16 protein-coding genes are annotated in these 17,303 nt (G+C 64.7%); 6 read left to right on the top strand and 10 right to left on the bottom strand.

The features are described 5' to 3' along the window. The first annotated feature begins 212 nt into the window (after positions 1-212). The 4 genes from cutA (at position 213) to Q7S20_13640 (ending at position 3,127) form a co-directional block, all read left to right on the top strand. On the top strand, positions 213-548 hold the full coding sequence (gene cutA / locus Q7S20_13655) for a divalent-cation tolerance protein CutA (protein MDO8502878.1): 336 nt from the start codon (positions 213-215) through the stop codon (positions 546-548). Further along, positions 545-1,417, top strand: coding sequence for a hypothetical protein (locus Q7S20_13650; protein ID MDO8502877.1), 873 nt, complete (start codon positions 545-547; stop codon positions 1,415-1,417). Before cutA ends, Q7S20_13650 begins: the two co-directional genes overlap by 4 nt. Before the next feature lie 168 nt (positions 1,418-1,585). Continuing rightward, a complete protein-coding gene (locus Q7S20_13645) occupies positions 1,586-2,695 on the top strand; it encodes a site-2 protease family protein (GenBank protein ID MDO8502876.1) in 1,110 nt (369 codons plus the stop codon). Positions 2,696-2,758: 63 nt separating this feature from the next. Beyond that, the gene (locus tag Q7S20_13640; GenBank protein MDO8502875.1) at positions 2,759-3,127 is read left to right on the top strand and encodes a hypothetical protein; all 369 of its coding nucleotides are present in this window, start codon (positions 2,759-2,761) and stop codon (positions 3,125-3,127) included. Between the two features lie 219 nt (positions 3,128-3,346). On the opposite strand, the gene Q7S20_13635 is transcribed toward Q7S20_13640, so the two are convergent. The 9 genes from Q7S20_13635 to Q7S20_13595 form a co-directional block, all read right to left on the bottom strand. Continuing rightward, entirely contained in the window at positions 3,347-4,660 is a 1,314-nt protein-coding gene (locus tag Q7S20_13635) for a ferric reductase-like transmembrane domain-containing protein (GenBank protein MDO8502874.1), read from the bottom strand. Positions 4,661-4,712: 52 nt separating this feature from the next. Continuing rightward, entirely contained in the window at positions 4,713-7,004 is a 2,292-nt protein-coding gene (ppsA, locus tag Q7S20_13630; GenBank protein MDO8502873.1) for a phosphoenolpyruvate synthase, read from the bottom strand. Positions 7,005-7,047: 43 nt separating this feature from the next. Further along, a complete protein-coding gene (locus tag Q7S20_13625; protein MDO8502872.1) occupies positions 7,048-7,272 on the bottom strand; it encodes a hypothetical protein in 225 nt (74 codons plus the stop codon). Positions 7,273-7,285: 13 nt separating this feature from the next. Then, complete coding sequence (locus Q7S20_13620) at positions 7,286-10,009, bottom strand: cation-translocating P-type ATPase (GenBank protein ID MDO8502871.1); 2,724 nt, start codon at positions 10,007-10,009, stop codon at positions 7,286-7,288. Between the two features lie 209 nt (positions 10,010-10,218). After that, on the bottom strand, positions 10,219-11,670 hold the full coding sequence (locus tag Q7S20_13615) for a nitronate monooxygenase (protein MDO8502870.1): 1,452 nt from the start codon (positions 11,668-11,670) through the stop codon (positions 10,219-10,221). Positions 11,671-11,686: 16 nt separating this feature from the next. After that, the gene (locus Q7S20_13610; GenBank protein MDO8502869.1) at positions 11,687-12,241 is read right to left on the bottom strand and encodes a MarR family transcriptional regulator; all 555 of its coding nucleotides are present in this window, start codon (positions 12,239-12,241) and stop codon (positions 11,687-11,689) included. A 138-nt stretch (positions 12,242-12,379) separates the two neighbouring features. Beyond that, on the bottom strand, positions 12,380-12,715 hold the full coding sequence (locus Q7S20_13605; protein MDO8502868.1) for an AraC family ligand binding domain-containing protein: 336 nt from the start codon (positions 12,713-12,715) through the stop codon (positions 12,380-12,382). Beyond that, on the bottom strand, positions 12,712-12,915 hold the full coding sequence (locus tag Q7S20_13600) for a DUF542 domain-containing protein (protein MDO8502867.1): 204 nt from the start codon (positions 12,913-12,915) through the stop codon (positions 12,712-12,714). Before Q7S20_13600 ends, Q7S20_13605 begins: the two co-directional genes overlap by 4 nt. 1 nt (position 12,916) lies before the next feature. After that, positions 12,917-14,350, bottom strand: a complete 1,434-nt coding sequence (locus tag Q7S20_13595; GenBank protein ID MDO8502866.1) for a tryptophanase — start codon at positions 14,348-14,350, stop codon at positions 12,917-12,919. Between the two features lie 174 nt (positions 14,351-14,524). On the opposite strand from Q7S20_13595, the gene Q7S20_13590 reads away from it, so the two are divergent. Both Q7S20_13590 and Q7S20_13585 read left to right on the top strand, forming a co-directional pair. Further along, complete coding sequence (locus Q7S20_13590) at positions 14,525-15,283, top strand: ABC transporter ATP-binding protein (protein ID MDO8502865.1); 759 nt, start codon at positions 14,525-14,527, stop codon at positions 15,281-15,283. Next, a complete protein-coding gene (locus tag Q7S20_13585) occupies positions 15,276-16,970 on the top strand; it encodes a hypothetical protein (GenBank protein MDO8502864.1) in 1,695 nt (564 codons plus the stop codon). The genes Q7S20_13590 and Q7S20_13585 overlap by 8 nt, the downstream gene beginning before the upstream one ends. Here Q7S20_13585 and Q7S20_13580 read toward each other — a convergent pair. After that, the gene (locus Q7S20_13580) at positions 16,967-17,287 is read right to left on the bottom strand and encodes a hypothetical protein (protein ID MDO8502863.1); all 321 of its coding nucleotides are present in this window, start codon (positions 17,285-17,287) and stop codon (positions 16,967-16,969) included. The genes Q7S20_13585 and Q7S20_13580 overlap by 4 nt on opposite strands. Positions 17,288-17,303 lie beyond the last annotated feature (16 nt).

Raw genomic sequence — 17,303 nt, 5'->3', positions numbered from 1 at the left:
TGTCGCCCCCCGGCTCACTGGTCGGGGCCGCGCGGCGTGCCCGCTCGTCCGGAATCGAGCCCCCGCCAGGCGACGACGACCCGTCGCGGGGCCGAAGCAACGACCCGCGACGCGGGCGGACGGGAGAAAGACCCCACCTGGCGATAAGAAACCGGTGACTACGGACTCCGCTCCGCGTATTATCTTCGACCAGACTTTTTCGGGACTCGGGCTTGGCTCATACTGACGCAGTAGTAGTGCTCACCACCATCGCGAACGCGGACGAAGCCGTTGAGCTCATCCGGGCACTGCTGGATCGCCGGCTCATCGCCTGCGGGACGGTCCAGCCCGGCGCGCGGTCTATCTACCGGTGGGAGGGCAAGATCGCCGACGAGCAGGAGGCGGTCGTGATGCTCAAGACGCGGTCGGGATGCATCGAAGGCCTGCGACGTGCGTTCGCCGAGCTGCACCCGTACAAGGTGCCGGAGCTGCTCGCGATACCGGTCACCGGCGGCCTGGAACGATATCTGGGCTGGATCAACAGCGAGACCAGTCTGACCATCGCGTGAGCAGGAAAGCAATTGCCATAGCCGTCATCGCCGTGTGGGTGACGGGCCTGGCCCTGCTCTACCGGCGCAACAGCACGCGTACACCGGAGCAGGGGCTGACCGAAGCCGGGCTCCGCGTCTCGCCAGCGACTTACTATTACACGCTTCAACAGGGTGAGAAGCAGGTCGGCGCCGCTTCGTCGGCCATTGACACGTCGAAGACGCGTGTCATCTCCGTGGATTTCGTGCGTGGAGAGATTCCAGTTGGGAAGCAGGTCCTGCGACTCGAGGCGCGGTCAGAAGCGCGATTCACGCGCGGCCTCAGATTGCGCGACTTCATGATACGCGCTGTCGGGGGCGTGACGCCGTTCACGCTGCGAGGCGTGATGCAGGAGGGCGAGGAGAAGACGCTCCGCATCACCACGGAGACGAAAGGTGAGCGCCCGATCACGCAGGAAGCAGTCGCAACGAAGCCCGTTTTCGTTCCGACCATGTCACCGCTGCTCCTGATGCTCACGAAGAATCCGAGGGTCGGTGATACGGCGAGAGTTGCGATCTTCGATCCGCTTTCGCGCGGGCTTCGCGAAGTCACGATAAGGATCGAAGCCGATTCTCTGTTCCTCGTTGCGGACAGCGCCGGGTTCGATTCGACGAGCGGCCGCTGGCTCAAGGCGCACCAGGATTCCGTGCGCGGATGGCGAATAACAGGAAAGGCGTCTCCGTTGACCGCGTGGGTCGACGCGTCGGGTAGGCTTCTCGCGGCGAGCGAGCCAGGCGGTGTCTCCCTCGCCCGAACGGCTTTCGAGCTCGCGTTCGGGAACTGGCGAATCGATCATCCCGCATCGCCCGGAACGGCCGCGCCTCCACCCGTCGAGCGGAGAAGGCGCTGACCAGGTTCAGCCGTTTGATACTCCCAGCGAAACCTGACGATCAGGCACTCGTGGGCTGCCGCCCCGTCGGGTGCCTGACAGTCGGGTGCCTGACACGTTGCCCATCGCCGCGGCTTGCCGCATACTGCATCCACCTCGGCTGAATTCCCTGTCCATGGATGTGACCAGATGAAATGGACGATTCGTCTCGGAAAGGTCTTCGGCATTGAGCTTTCGATGCATGCGACCTTTCTGCTGCTCCTTTTCTTCGTCGCGGTGTCGCAGTACCGCGCGGTTGGGACGGTGGCAGGCGCTGTATCGGGGGTTGCGTTCATGCTCGCCGTCTTCAGCATTGTCGTTCTGCACGAGCTTGGGCATGCGGTGACAGCGATGCGCTTCGGCGTGCACACGCGCGACATCATTCTGCTGCCGATTGGCGGGGTCGCGCGGCTGGACCGAATGCCGGAGCGACCCCTTCACGAACTCCTGGTGGCGATCGCTGGTCCCGCAGTGAGCGTGGGTCTGGCACTCCTGCTGGCGTTGGTCGCGCAGATGCTGTCGCAGCCGCTGTCGGCCGACTGGTCGCAGCCACTGACCTTTCACACGGTCCTGGGCCGGCTGGTTTGGGTCAATGTGTCTCTGGCCGTGTTCAACCTCATCCCGGCGTTTCCGTTGGACGGCGGCCGAGTCCTGAGGGCGACTTTGGCGATGCGGATGAACTATGTGAGCGCTACGCAGACGGCGGCGCGCGTCGGGCGGAGCATTGCTTTGGTACTCGGCACGCTGGGCCTGTTCGTCAATCCCATGATCACGCTGATCGCAGTATTCATTTGGATCACCGCTGCGGCTGAGGCGGGGAGCGTTGAGGCTACAGCCCTGTTGAAGGGCACGACGGTGCGCCAGGCCATGGTGACGCAGTTCGAATCCCTGCCGACGACGGCGACGCTGGCTGAGGCGGCCGAGCGGCTGCTGGCCGGAGCACAGGTCGACTTTCCGGTTCTCGAAGACGGCCGCTTGGCGGGAATTCTCACGCGTACCGGGCTGATCGCCGGTCTGGCGCGTGGAGGCCAGCAAGTACTTGTGCGCGATGCGATGGTGTCCGCCTTCGAATCGGCCACACCCGGCGAAGCTCTCGATGCGGTCCTTGCGCGTCTGCGCGTGCACGTGACCCACACCGCCCCCGTACTGGACGAGGGGCGGGTGATCGGACTCCTCACGCTCGACAACGTTGGCGAACTGTTGGCGGTCCGCGGAGCGCTGCGGACGGGGCTAAACGCTGGCGCTGGTGTCCCTGCCTGACGCAACGGGACATGGGCGGGCGCGGGGGCAAGCGCTCTCATGTGGAGCAATCGACGTCCGCCGTTGACGAGCGGCAAGCGCAACTCGCCCAAAGCGGCGCTGCTGACGCAGTTGTCGATTCACCCGATCCGCTTCGTACTGAAAGTGTGCGCGCACGGCAGTCTCGATCACCGATGCGCTGAGCGACGGACCGAGTGGCTGTTCCAGGACAAGCACGAGCTTGAGAGGTCTCTCGCGGGGAATATCTGTGGCGGCGGCGTAGATGTAGTCGGCAGCATCTTCGTCGAGGTCGCGTTCGCGAAAGGGGGCGGGATCACGCCAGTCAAAGAGCTGCTGCGCCGTATGCAGGGATATGTCGATACACGTGTGCGTGCCCTCCACGCGGTAGCGCGGCTCACGCGGAGTGCCCTTCATCGGGATGTGACTCACTAGACCTTCGCGGTTGTCCTCAAGCTCTTGAGGTATGAGACCAAACGCGTCGAGATCAGCCTTTGAAAGTCTGTCATAGGCCGGCTTGTGCCCGCAACTTCACTCACGGGTTCTGCAGGAGCGCAAAGATTGCGGCAAGGGCGACAAGAATTGCGCCTGTCGTGATCGCCAGCTGTCTCGCCATGTAACGACGCATGTGTCCGTCCCGCGCTATGCACGCTACTACACCAGATCGAACAACTCCGAATGCACTCGGTCCAGCGGAATACCGAGCTGATACAGCGCTCGCTCAACCACATCGATCATCGGCACGGGGCCGCAGACAAGGTACTGCAGCTCGGCACGCTCTGGCGGAAGATGGCGATCGAGTAACGCCTCGCTCACCAGGCCGTGCTCTCCGGACCATCCCTCGGGAGGTTCCGCCAGGACATAGATGACGGAAAGACTCAGACGCGTCTTGAGTTCGTCGATCGCCTCCCGAAACGTCAGGCGCTCCCAGCGGCGGTACGCGTAAACGAGCGTGAGCGGTCGTGTGTCTCCGGCATCCGCGAGGGCGCGCAACATGCTCATGATCGGTGCGATCCCGATACCGCCAGCAACAAACACGTAGCCTGTGGCGGCATGCGCGTCGACCGTGAACGCGCCATGGGGACCGTCCACGCAGACCCGTTCCCCGAGCGGAATTTGTCCGACGGTCCCCGTGAAATCCCCGAGTTCCTTGATGGCGAACGCGAGCTCCCCTCCTGACGCGGGAGGCGACGAGATCGAGAAAGGGTGCTCGCTCATCGTGTATGGGGAACGGCCCACGGTCACCCACGCGAACTGGCCGGCGTGAAACGAGAACCCTGTATGGCCGACGGGTGCAACTACCATGGTCCACGCATCACCACGTTCTGGGCGCAGCTCCGCGACCCGATATGGTCGCCGCATCAGGCGCCACGGTTTGACAACTCTTACGTAACCCAGAATCGCCACCCACGATGCTGCGATCCCCACCCACAGCGCTCGCTTCCAAGGGACCGCAACGTAATACCCGACGCCCCAGATGTGCACGAGCGCGAGACAGATGACGAGGATCGCCAGCAGTCCGTGCGTCCACCGCCACGTCTCGTAGCGGATGCCGAATCGTTTCCGGCCGAGCGAGACGCCGACGAGCAGCAGAACCGCGACCACGGAGGCTAGCCCGGCCGTGATGTACGCGGGAGCTTGCCAGGGGGCGAGCAGTCCGAGGAGTACCGGCTCCACCACCAGGAGCACCAGCACGTGCGCCAGAACCAGTCCGACGGCGACCAGTGCCAGGTACCGGTGGAAATAGTAGACGATATCGATGCCAAATGGTGCGGCGGCCCGGCGGAACCGCGCGGTCAGCACGAATTGCACGCCCATCATGGTGGTGGCCGCGAAGCCGATCGCGATGGCGAACTCCCACCAGAATCCGCGGCCAGGCGGGGTGGGCCCGATGAGCAGCGCAAGGACCGGTGCGAGCACCAGCGTCAGATACACGGCGATCCAAAACGCGCCTCTTGGCCGGTTCACTGCTATCTCTCCAGACTCTTCGCGCCCGGGCCGCCGGGATGTCGCCGACAGATCACCGTTTGCTGCTGAGTTCCGCCGGCTCACCCGTGCGGTCGCGCGCGACATCGAGGAGCAGCCGCTGCTCAGCAGACGCGATCACCCGCCGCGCCGCCGCCACGGCGTCCGCATTCACCGAGATGGAAGTTATGCCGAGTCGAACGAGCGTCTCCGCAAACTCCGGCCGGTTTGACGGAGCCTGACCGCACAGCGAAGAGGTCAGGCCAGACGCCCGGGCTCCGCGGATGATCTGACCTATCGCGTCGACGACTGCGGGATCGGATTCATCAAACAGTTCCGCGCAGAGTGCAGAGTCCCGATCGACCCCAAGCATGAGCTGCGTCAGATCGTTTGAGCCAATCGACACCCCGTGGATACCGCAGTTCGCGTATTCGGGTAGCCAGTAGATGACCGACGGGACCTCTGCCATCACCCAGCGCAGCAGCGTGCGGTCGGAACCGAGCGGACTCTTGTCGATCAGCTCCAGGCAGCGCTCGAGTTCCCATTTGGTTCGCACGAACGGAATCATGACGTGCAGGTTGGGTGTCTCGGCGCGGACTTGCGCGAGCGTCTCGAGCTCGAGCTGGAACAGCGCGGGGTCCTTCACATACCGAAAGCACCCGCGGTAGCCGATCATCGGATTCTCTTCTTGCGGTTCGTGCGAAGTCCCGCCCTCGAGCCCTCTGAACTCGTTGGTGCGAAAGTCATATGTTCGGTAGATGACCGGTCGAGGCATGAAGGCCCGGGTGATGCGGAGCAGTTTGGCGGCCATCGCAGTGACAAACTCCTGTGCTCCGCCCAACCGCAATACCTCGTTTCTAGGGTGCTTGCCGCCCAAGGCATCCAGGATCATGAACTCGGCGCGAAGAAGGCCCACGCCATCCACGGGGAGCGCGGCCACGTCTTCGGCGTGGTCGGCCATCGCGAGGTTGACATAGAGCTTGGTTGCCAGTACGGTGTTCTCGCCTGACGAATCGACCGCGGGCGATATTGCCACCGTCGGTGCCGCGTGTACCTGTGGCGAGGCTCCGGCAATCACCTGCCCGCGGCGACCATCGACGGTGACCACCTCTCCCGCCCGGAGCGTGCGGGTGGCGGTGCGCGCGCCAACGACGCAAGGGATTCCAAGCTCACGGCTGACGATTGCCGCGTGGCACGTCATTCCCCCGCTGTCGGTGACAACTGCGGCGCTTCGTCGCATGGTCGGCACCCAGTCGGGCGACGTCATCGGGGCAACCAGGACTTCACCCTTCTGCAGGCTGCTCCCCTCGGCTGGGGACATCAGAACCCGGACCCTGCCGCTCGCAATCCCCGGAGCGGCCCCCAAGCCGCTGACCAGGATGCCACCAGCCGCAGACGTCCCGAGTGTGGTGATGGGCCGAGTCTGGACCAGAAAGAACTTTCCCCCCTCTTCCGCCCACTCGATGTCCTGTGGGGTACCGTAGTGACGCTCGACTGCAAGAGCGACACGACCAAGACCCTCTACCTCCGCGTCGGTCAGGACGCGGCGCTCAGCCTCTGTGGGGTCGAGGTCCACCTTGCGCTCTCGTCCGTCAGAGTCACGCTCGATCTTGAACTGTTTGTGCCCGATGCGCACCTGCCGAATGCGGGGTCCCGCTTTTGACAGGCTGTACGTGTCCACTTCGACTTGACCACCGACAACGACTTCGCCCAGGCCGAAGGCGGCTTCGATGACGATCGTGTCCGTGTCGCTTGTCGATGGGTCGGCCGTGAACGTCACTCCCGAGCGGGATGAGTTGACCATGCGCTGCACCACCACCGCGATCACCGGCTCCTCGAGCATGCCCTGCGATTTCCGGTACGCGATGACGCGCTGGCCATACGCCGACATCCAGCACGCCCCGATCCGCTCGACCAGCGTATCGGGGCCGACCACGTTGGTGTACGACTCATGCATGCCGGCAAAGGAGGTCGTGCCCGTGTCCTCACTCGTGGCAGATGACCGCACGGCCACCGGAACGCTGGCACCGAGCTTTGCATACGCGGCGATGACGGCATCGCGTATCTGCGGGGGCATGCCGGCTTTGCGAACGAGCGCCCGCATCTGCTCCGAAGATGCTGCGAGCAGCTGTGGATCATCGGCAGGTACTTCGGCGTACAGCCGGCGCAGCTCCTCGCGAATGCCGGCGGTGTCGAGTGCGCTCAGGAATGCATCCACCGTCACTACAAACCCCGGGGGAACCGGGAATTGGGCGCGGGTCATTTCGCCAAGGTTGGCGCCCTTGCCTCCAGCGATGGCGACGCTCTCGCGGGAGAGCTCTTCGAACGCTGCAATGTAAGCCGCCATGGTACGCTTCTCCCCAGCGCCGTCAGCCGGCGCTCGCAAAGGTCTACGAACGGGCCCCAGTGTGTCGGTAGAGCAACAACAGTCCGCCGAAATAGCTGAGTACCATGAGCACGCTGCCGAATTCCCAGCGGTCGAATCGCGGCGCCAGAAAGATGATCATGTTGAAGCTGTTGGAGCCAAACAGGTTGCCCACGGCGAGATCGAAGGCGCCGAGCCAGACGGCAGGGTGCCGGCCACCACGATGATCGCGCCGCTCGCGGCAAACCACAGCAGTGCCTGGATCATGGCCGCGCCGGATCCGGGTCGCCGCGGTAAAGCACTCCCCGCCGCACCAGCAGCTTCTCAACTTCGACGGCGACGAACCCTACCGTGGACAGCGCGAAACAGAAGGCCAGTTCCGGTCCGCTGAGCGGTTCCGTCTTGAACACCCGATTGAGGGCCGGTACGTAGAGCGTCGCGAGCTGCAGGCCCACCGTGAACGTGACGGCGCCGAGCAGCGGCAGGTTCGAGAAGAACCCGCGGTGAAAGGCATCGCGCTCCGAACGGATGGCCAACAGGTGACCAAGCTGCAACAGGGCCAGTACAGTGAAAGTCATGCTCTGCCAGTGGGCCGAGCCGGCATGGTAGGCCCACGCCTGGGTAACGAGGGCGACGCCACCCATCAGCAGGCCGACCCACAATGCGTGCTGCCAGAGCCCGCGCGCGAAGATGCCCTCGGTCGGCGGCCGGGGGGGACGCCGCATCACGCCGCGCTCCGCCGGCTCGACGGCCAATGCGACCCCTGGCAGGCCGTCAGTAACCAGGTTGATCCACAGGATATGGATGGGAAGCAACGGCACGGGCAGACCAAGAAACGGGGCCAGGAAGAGGGTCCAGATCTCGGCGGAGTTACAGGTCAGCGCGTACCGAACGAACTTGCGGATGTTATCGTAGATCCGGCGGCCCTCGCGTACCGCAGTTACGATGGTGGCGAAGTTGTCATCCAGGAGGACCATGTGCGCGGCCTCCCGGGCCACATCGGTTCCGCTCCGGCCCATCGCCACGCCGATGTCCGCTCGCCGAAGCGCCGGAGCGTCGTTGACACCGTCACCGGTCATGGCGACGATCTGGCCGCGTTCCTGGAGCGCCTTGACGATCTTGATCTTCTGCTCCGGCGCGGCCCGGGCGTAGACGGGCGCGCCTTCGACGATGTCGCCAAGGGCGTCGCCCGAGAGCCGCGCCAGCTCGGGCCCGGCGATGACGCGGCGGTCGCCATCCTCCACGATGCCGAGCTGGCGGGCGATCGCGGCCGCGGTGGCCGGATGATCGCCGGTGATCATGACGACGTGGATCCCCGCCGTCTTGCATTCCTCGATGGCGGCACGTGCCTCCGGGCGGGGTGGATCGAGGAGACCGACCAGGCCCAGGAAGGTCAGATCCCCCTCGATCGCATCCGGCGACAGATCCTCGGGCAACGCGGCGAAGTTCCGCGAAGCGACCGCCAGAACCCGGAGTCCGTCCGCCGCCATCGCCTCGGCCGCGGCGCTCACTTCCGACTGGTCGAGCGACCCCACCCCAGACGCGGTCAGGCCGTGGGTACAGCGCTTGAGCACCCGCTCCGGCGCACCCTTGGTGAACGCGATCACTCCCCCACCGTCGCGATGCATCGTGGTCATCTTCCCCCGCTCTGAAGAGAAGGGAATCTCCCCAAGCCGGGGCATCGTCCGCTCGAGCGTGGCCTTCTCGTAGCCGGCATCAGCCGCTGCCTGGAAGAGCGCGGCCTCGGTGGGATCGCCCTGTACAGCGCCGTCGGGTCCGCGCTCCGCGTCGTTACTGAGTGCCAGTGCCAGCAGCAGGGGGGGCGTAGCGCTCTCGGCGCCCTTCGGTGATTGTGCGTCGCGAGCCAAGGCGTCCGTTGTCCGAATCGCCCGCACCCGCATCCGGTTTTCCGTGAGGGTGCCCGTCTTGTCCGAGCAGATGAACGTCACCGAGCCGAGCGTCTCCACGGCCGGTAGCCGCCGAATGAGGGCGTTGCGCGCCACCATGCGTCGCGCCCCGAGCGCGAGCGACACCGTCACGACGGCGGGGAGCGCTTCCGGAATGGCGGCGACCGCGAGGCTCAACACGGTCAGGAACATCAGGACCGGCTCCTCGCCACGCAGTAGCCCGATGCCGAAGATCACGGCGCAGAGGGCGAGGACCGCGAGCGCGAGTCGCTGGGCGAAGCGCGCCAGCCGCCGCTGTAGCGGCGTCTTGACCTCCTCCTCCTCGCGGAGCAGTGCGGCGATGCGTCCAAGTTCCGTCTGCATTCCGGTGGCGACCACGACGCCAACGGCCCGGCCGTAGGTCACCATCGTGCCCTTGTAGGCCATGTTGCGCCGATCACCGAGCGGCAGCTCCGGTTCCGCGAGTACATCGGTAATCTTGTCGACTGGCTGGGACTCCCCGGTCAGGGCCGCCTCTTCGATCCGGAGCTGTGCGACCTCGATCAGCCGGAGGTCGGCGGGCACCACGTTACCGGCCTCGAGGAGCACCAGGTCGCCGGGCACCAGCTCGGTGCCGTGGATTGTACGCGCGACGCCCGCACGTTGGACCCGCGCCTGGGGCGCGACCATGGCCTTGAGCGCGGCAACGGCCCGCTCCGCCCGGTACTCCTGCACGAAGCCGAGCATCGCGTTGAGAACGACGATGGCGATGATAGCGATGGTGTCCTGCGGTTCGCCGATGGCCCCCGCCACGACCGCGGCAGCCAGCAGCACGATTACCATGAAGTCGGTGAACTGCGCCAGGAGGATCCGCGCCGGACCACGCCGCCGGCTCTCGACCAGTGCGTTGGGCCCGTGACTCGCCAGCCGCAGAGTGGCCTCCGCGTCGTCGAGTCCCGACTGGAGGTCTGTGCCAAGATCGGCGGCGACCGTGGCCACCGCCCGCGTGTACCAAGGGACCCCATGATCGCTTGTCACGCTGCTTCCAGGTGTCGGAGCCGCGTCCTCGCCGGGAATCTTCGCCGGAGCTTCCGCTGCCATCAGTTGATGCCTCACGCAGTGGCGGTACCAGAATGACCTGTCGGCGGTGCCTTCGCGGATGCCTGGCCGTCTCCTCGACATGCAGGATGTGAACCGTACCTCCGCGGCAACGACCGCAGATCACTCAGGGGGGCGAGACCACGACCTGCGGCGTGCTGACCACGAGCACATCGCACGGGGCGCTCCGCACGAAGGCGCTGACCCTCTGCTCACGCCGCGGTCGCGCTCGTCCCGGCAAGAAGGTGAGCGATCACATCGGCGGCTGAATATCCGCTTCTGCCGGCGAGGAAGCCGCCAAGAGAGACGAGATCGTCACCGCTCGTGATCAGAGGAAGCTCCGCTCCCTCATCGCGCTCCTGCGCCAGTCCGATGTTCGATAGAAGCGCGTTGCACAGACAGCGGCGGCCGACAGTGTCCGCGACGTCACCGCCTTTCTTCACATACGCATCCACGGGCTCAGCCGAGCAGCGATAACCGAGCTTGCCGTCGGCATCGCGGTACGCGGTCCGCAGGTAGCCGATATCGCATACGCGCACGCGCGTGTCGTTCTGCCTTGGCATCCCATCAACCTCGACGACCTTGAACGGGTAGCCGGTCGACGAAGCACGGGGATCGGTGCGGACGCGCACCCTTCCGGCCGATACGGCGGCGAGTATACGCGCCCTTATCTCAGGCGTCAATCCCGATTCGTCGCAGTACGCGAACAGGGTTCCTACCTGAATGCCGGCGGCGCCGTCGGCAAGTGCGGCTCTCATTCCTTCGGGCGAGCCTCTTCCGCCTGCCAGCCAGAACGGAAGACCGAGCTCGCGTATCTTCTCGAGATCCACCACATCGCGCTCGCCATAGACCGGCTCGCCATCGTCAGTGAAGCGGGGCTCGCCACGCGGAGGAGCGTTGTGGCCTCCGGCCGTCGGGCCCTCGACGACGAACCCGTCCACTCGCCCCGTCGCCTTTCGCGCAAGCGTCGTCGCGAGCGAACTGGCCGAGATGATCGGCAGAAACCGCGGACGCTTCAGCGGCGCGCCATGATCAGGCCAGTGAATCGCGGGATCGAAATCGAGATAATAGGCGTCGGCGCTGCTCGCGCCATCCACGTCGAGCCTGATCCGCGCAGGGCGATGTTCGGCAAGAGCGTCGAGCGCACCGGGAATCTCGCGCGGAATGCCTGCTCCCATCAGCACGTAGTCCACTCCGGCCAGCATTGCGCCGTACAGTGACGCAAGATTCGGCATCTGCACCTTCGTCAGCAGATTGATGCCGACGGGGTTGTCGTGGCCTTCCTTGGCCAGCCAGACCTCGACGAAGTTCGCGAGGATCGTGACGTGCTGGCGCGCAATGCTCACATTCTGTTTGTAGAGCGGGAGCGCCTTGTACGGCGCGCCTTGAGCACGACCGCCGGGAAGGAAGTAGCGATGCAGCACATGCTCGCTGACGCCAGGGATCGGGAAATGATCCATCGCGCGGCGAACGTGTCCATCCGGATCCCCATCCTGAAGGCGCCGCACCAAAACGGCGTCCATGCCGGTCCCCGAGACGACGCCGAGCTGGCCGGAGAGCGATACTGCGCGGGCGAGAGTCCACCTGGACACGCCGACACCCATGCCGCCCTGAATGATGACGGGAAGAGGTCTCGTGTCCGCCGCGGAATTGCTGAGATGCATCGTAGTTGTCCGTGGGTTAGCCGGCAGCGCCGGTGGTTGCTGCACTTGAGGGATTGATAGACGCTGGCGACTCAGCTCCAGCGGCCTCGAAGAACATCGCGGCCGGCACTGCGGTGAGACCGGCCGCGGACATCCAGGCCTCGATGCCTTCGGCGAGAGCGCGTCTTTGCACGGGCGGCAGGGACATGAAGCCGGCGGCAAGTTGCTCCTGCACCGTTTCCGGCGTGCGAACGAGCAACTCCCAGCCCTGCTCGGTGATCGTCAGTTCCATTCGCCGTCGATCCCGCGACGACGGTGTGCGTTTGATCAGGCCGCGCGCCACGAGGCGCGCAACTACTTCAGATACGCTGCTCTGCGATGTCAGCGTGTGCTCGGCGAGCTCGTGCAGCGATCCGGCCGGCTGCGCCGCGATTGCGCGCAAGGCGAAGAGCTGAGCGGACGAGATGCCGAGAGTGTGCTCGGCTTCAGAGTTCCCCGAGCGTACGGCGCGCACCACGCGGCGCAGTCCATCCATCGCGCGGGTTGCATCGTGTGAGGAATGCGCGTCACCTACGGCCCTGCGGGAAAGCATTTCAAACCTCCGAAAGACCGGCTGTGATCAGTAAAAGATAAGAAAGCTTCGGAGCCGATGCATCACCTGTCGGAGATTGGTGGAAGTTCGCTCAGGGAACGCCCGCGACGGGGTGAGGGAAATCCCTACATCGCGGATCTACCGCGCAGCGCCCGGCCTCGGCGCGATCATCGCGAGAATGACCAGCCGCTCGTCCCCGGCGCGCATTCCGTGCAGCTCGCCCGGATCGTAGGTGACGATTTGCCCGGCGCGGACAGAGCGCTCGCCTTCCGCATCGGACACATTGCCGCTTCCGGCGATGACCGACAACATCACCGTTGAGGGGTTCGTGTGCGGCGCGACCGTCTGTCCCGGCTCTATTCGGAAGATCACCAGCCGTGCGTCTGCAGAGTCATGCACGACCGCGGTGGCAGGTCGGTCGGCACGGGCAGAGACGGCGCTCGCAGCTTGGGCCAGCAGGTCATACGTCTTCACTGCGGACTCACGGCATCGCGAATCGCGTCGAGCAACGAGTCGAGGTTCACGCCATCGCGTCGCGCAGCTTCGATCACCGAGGCGTTGCCGCCGCAGCACGTATCTATGCCGAACCGGTTGAATACCTCCATCGTCACGGGATACCGCTTCATCACTTCGTTCACCGACAATTCCTGGTCAATGCTCAACGTCTGATTCATTCTATTCTCCGATTGCAGTCATGGTCACGTATGATGCGCCACCCGCCCATGCGACGACGCGCGGCACCGGCGCGAATCGGGCCTGGAAGAATCGCAGGATCGGCGGCTCGTATGTAAAACGAAGGCCGGGTACCTGTTCGCGAGCGGCATGAACCCGGATGACGCTCTCCGCCGTCACGTCCATGTGGGCCTGCGTGTAGACCCGCCGGGGAATCGTCAGTCGAACGAGCTCGAGAGCGGGGTAGCGGTTCGCGCCTGTCTCGTCGCGGCCGGCTGACACCGCTCCACGCTCCATCGCGCGGATGCCCGACTCTACATAAAGCGCGGCGGTGAGCGCCTGCGCCGGAAACCTTTTGCGCGGGAGATGCGAAAGAATGGCGGCCGCGTCGAGGAAGACGGCGTGTCCGCCGATCGGCCGGACGACTGGGATTCCGGCGTCAATCAGCTTCTGCCCGAGGTAGAAGACCTGGCCGATGCGGCTCCGGATGTGATCTTCGCTCACCGATTCCTCGATGCCGATCGCCATCGCTTCCATGTCGCGGCCGGCGAGCCCGCCGTAGGTGTGCAGTCCCTCGAACAGCACGAGGAGGTTCTTCGCGTTGTCGGCAAGCCGGTCCTCCCGCAATCCGAGCCATCCTCCGATGTTGACCAGGCTGTCCTTCTTGCCCGACATCGTCGCCCCGTCGGAGAGACTGCACATCTCCAGCAGTATCTCCGACACCAGACGGTGCTCCTGCCCGGGTTCTTTCTGCTGGATGAACCACGCGTTCTCCACCGCACGCGTCGCGTCGAGAATGACCCTGATGCCATGGTCGCGTGTGTACTCGCGCACCTGTCTCAGGTTCTCGAGGCTTATCGGCTGTCCGCCAGCCATGTTCACCGTTGCGGCCACCGAGATATATGGAACGTTCGCGGGACCGACGCGCTCGACGAGTTCGACCAGCCGCGCCAGATCCACGTTGCCCTTGAAAGGGAACTCCGACGCCGGCTCGAGTGCCTCGTCGCAGATCACGTCGTGGAAGGTCGCGCCGGCCAGCTCCTGGTGCGCGCGCGTGGTGGTGAAGTACATGTTGCCGGCGACGTGGTCGCCCGGCTTGATGAGAATCTTCGACAGGATGTGCTCGGCGCCGCGACCCTGATGCGTCGGAATCACATGCTCGTAGCCATAGAAGCGCCGCACGGCACCCTGGAGCCGGTAGAAGTTCCGCGAGCCGGCGTAGGCCTCATCGCCCATCATCATGCCCGCCCACTGGCGGTCCGACATCGCGCTGGTGCCCGAGTCAGTGAGGAGATCTATGTAGACGTCGTCGGCGTCGAGCAGAAAGGTGTTGTAGCCCGCCCGCGCGATGGCGCTCTCGCGCTCGGCGGGTGAGATCATGCGCAGCGGCTCGACGACCTTCACCCGCCATGGCTCGGCCCAGCTCTGATGGGACAAATCCCGCTCCCGCCCGCCTTCGCGGACTGAAAAAAGTGGTCAGCGGAAGCGTCGCCGGGACGATGCGGGCGATCCATCAGGGAACTCCCGATAAGCGGTCGGGGAAATGCGGTAACGGGCCCGTCCCGGTGCCGCATTACCAGCAGCCCTCTCCGCTCGTCCTATGATGACGCCATGATAGAACTCAACGCACTCACGAAGCGCTACGGCTCGTTCACCGCCGTGGACGCGATCGACCTGCACGTACCCAAGGGTGAGTTGTTCGGATTCCTCGGCCCCAACGGCGCGGGAAAGACGACGACGCTGAGGATGATCGCCGGTATTCTGCGACCGACAGCGGGCCAAGTTTGTATCGGCGGCGTGGACGTGGCCGCCGATCCGATGAAAGCCAAGTCCATTCTCGGCTACATACCCGACCGGCCGTTCATCTACGACAAGCTGACCGGCGCCGAGTTTCTGCGCTTCGTCGCCGGACTTTACAGCCAGAACGGGAAGGACATCGAGCATCGCGGCCGCGAGCTGCTGACGCTGTTCGATCTGGACGAATGGCGCGACGAGCTGGTGGAGAGCTACAGCCACGGCATGCGGCAGAAGCTCATCATCTCGAGCGCATTCATTCACAAGCCGGACGTCATCGTGGTGGACGAGCCAATGGTGGGCCTCGATCCGAAAGCCACCCGCATTCTCAAGGATCTCTTCCGCGAGTACACGAGGCGCGGCCACACGATCATGATGTCGACGCACACGCTCGAGGTCGCGGAGACGATGTGCGACCGCATCGGGATCATCCAGGGCGGGAAGATCCGCTCGCTCGGAACGATGGACGAGCTGCGCGCGGGCTCCACATCCGGCGCCGAAGGACTGGAGCAGATCTTCCTCAATCTGACCGGAGAAAACGCCGCCCGCGAATTCGTGGACGTTCTCGATGCCTGAGGCCGTCACGGGGCCGTCGTTCATCCATCTGCTCGCGCCCAAGTGGCAGAGCATGCGCGCGCGCGCAGTGAAGAAGCAGACCGGAGCTGCGGGCCGAGGCGTGGTCCTCGGGATCGTCGGACTCGCGTTCTGGGGATTCCTCTTCGCAATTCTCTACCGGCTCCTCGTGTACTTCCGCGGCATTCCGGAGATAGGTCCGCTGCTCGCGGGAAAGCTGCTCGGGCTCATTCTCGTGAGCTTCTTCGGAATGCTGCTGTTGTCCAACGTCATCAGCTCTCTGTCGACGTTCTTTCTGGCGCGGGATCTCGACCTGCTCGTGGCGGGGCCGGTGGACTGGCTGCGGCTTTACGCCGCCAAGCTCGTCGAGACCTGCGCGCATTCGAGCTGGATGGTGATTCTGATGGCGGTCCCGCTGTTCGCCGCCTATGGAGTCGTGTATCACGGTGGACCGATGTTCGTGTTCGTCGTGTTCAGCACGTTCGTCCCGTTCCTGATCGTGCCAACTGCCATCGGTTCGGCGATCACGCTGCTGCTGGTGAACTTTTTTCCGGCGCGCCGCACGAAAGACATCCTGAGCGTCATCGCGGTGCTCTCCGCGGGCGGAGTGATTCTGCTGTTCCGGCTGATGCGTCCCGAGCAGCTGGCGCGCCCCGAGGGATTCCGGTCGCTCATCGAGTTCATTTCCGTTCTGCGGACGCCGACGTCGCCGTGGCTGCCGAGCGAGTGGGTGCAGACCGCGGTCATGAGCTGGCTGAATGAAGAGCCGGACGCGCTTCCGCTCTACCTGCTATGGTCCACGGCGGCCGCGTTCGTGGTCATCGGTGCGGTGGTGCAGCGCGCTCTGTACGCGAAGGGATTTTCGAAAGCGCAGGAGAGCAGCGACCGGTGGGTGAAGCAGAGCGTCTTTTCCGGCGCGTTCAGCCGGATGCTCACCCCCCTCGGCCTGGTGCGGCGGGAGCTGGTGATGAAGGAGGTGCGCCTCTTTTTCCGCGACACGACGCAATGGTCGCAGCTGATCCTGCTCGCCGTGCTGGTGATCGTGTACATCTTCAACATCAAGTTCCTGCCGATGAAGGGAGAGGGCGTAACGTTCTTCATCGCGAACCTGATTCCCTTCCTCAATCTCGTCCTCGCCGGGTTCGTGCTCGCATCGATTGCAGCGCGATTCATCTTTCCGGGGGTGAGTCTCGAGGGGCGGACGATGTGGCTGCTGCGCTCCAGCCCGCTCCCGATGCGCGACCTGCTGTGGTCCAAGTTCTGGGTGGGTACGATCCCGCTACTCTTATTCGCACTGGCGCTCGTGCTGACCACTGGACTGCTGATGAAGGTGAGCGATTTCATCATGGCCGTGTCGGTACTGACGATAACGATGATGACTTTCGCGATCGCCGGACTGGCGGTGGGCTTCGGGACGATGTTCCCGCGCTTCGACACCGAGAACGCTGCGCAGATTCCGACGTCGTTCGGTGGACTGCTGTTCATGATGGCGTCAATCGTGGTGATTGGGTGCGTCATCACGCTCGAGGCGCGTCCGGTCTTCAGCTACCTCGCGTCGAAGTCATTCGGCACCGCGCGCGATCCGATGGAGATGGTATTCGGATTCGGGTTCGCAGCGGCGTTGTGCATCGTCGCCACGGTCGTGCCGGTTCGTCTGGCGAGGAAGAGGTTGGAGTCGCTGGAAGCTTAGTTCCTCTCGCGTCGCCAGCTCCTCAAAGCGTTGATTCCGGCACCACATTTGGAACAGAATCGCGCACCGGCCTCCGGGCGCGGACCGCATCGCTGGCACACAGTGCCGGATTCCGCGGAGCGCATCGCGTCAATGGCGCGCTGCGTGTACACCGCCTTGAGAGCGTCGTAGTCGGGCTCCGACAGCGTCCCTGTGGCGCGATCGAATTCGATCTCGCGAAGAGCGTCAATCGCCTGATTCCGCGACGGGTCCGTGGGAGGTGCCGCCGGCGCGACTGATTGACCGAGTGCATCACCCATCAGGAGAGGATGAAGCACGAACGAGAGCGCGGCG

The organism is Gemmatimonadaceae bacterium (genome assembly GCA_030647905.1).
Classification (GTDB): domain Bacteria; phylum Gemmatimonadota; class Gemmatimonadetes; order Gemmatimonadales; family Gemmatimonadaceae; genus UBA4720.
This window is presented reverse-complemented; position numbering and strand designations above follow the sequence as displayed.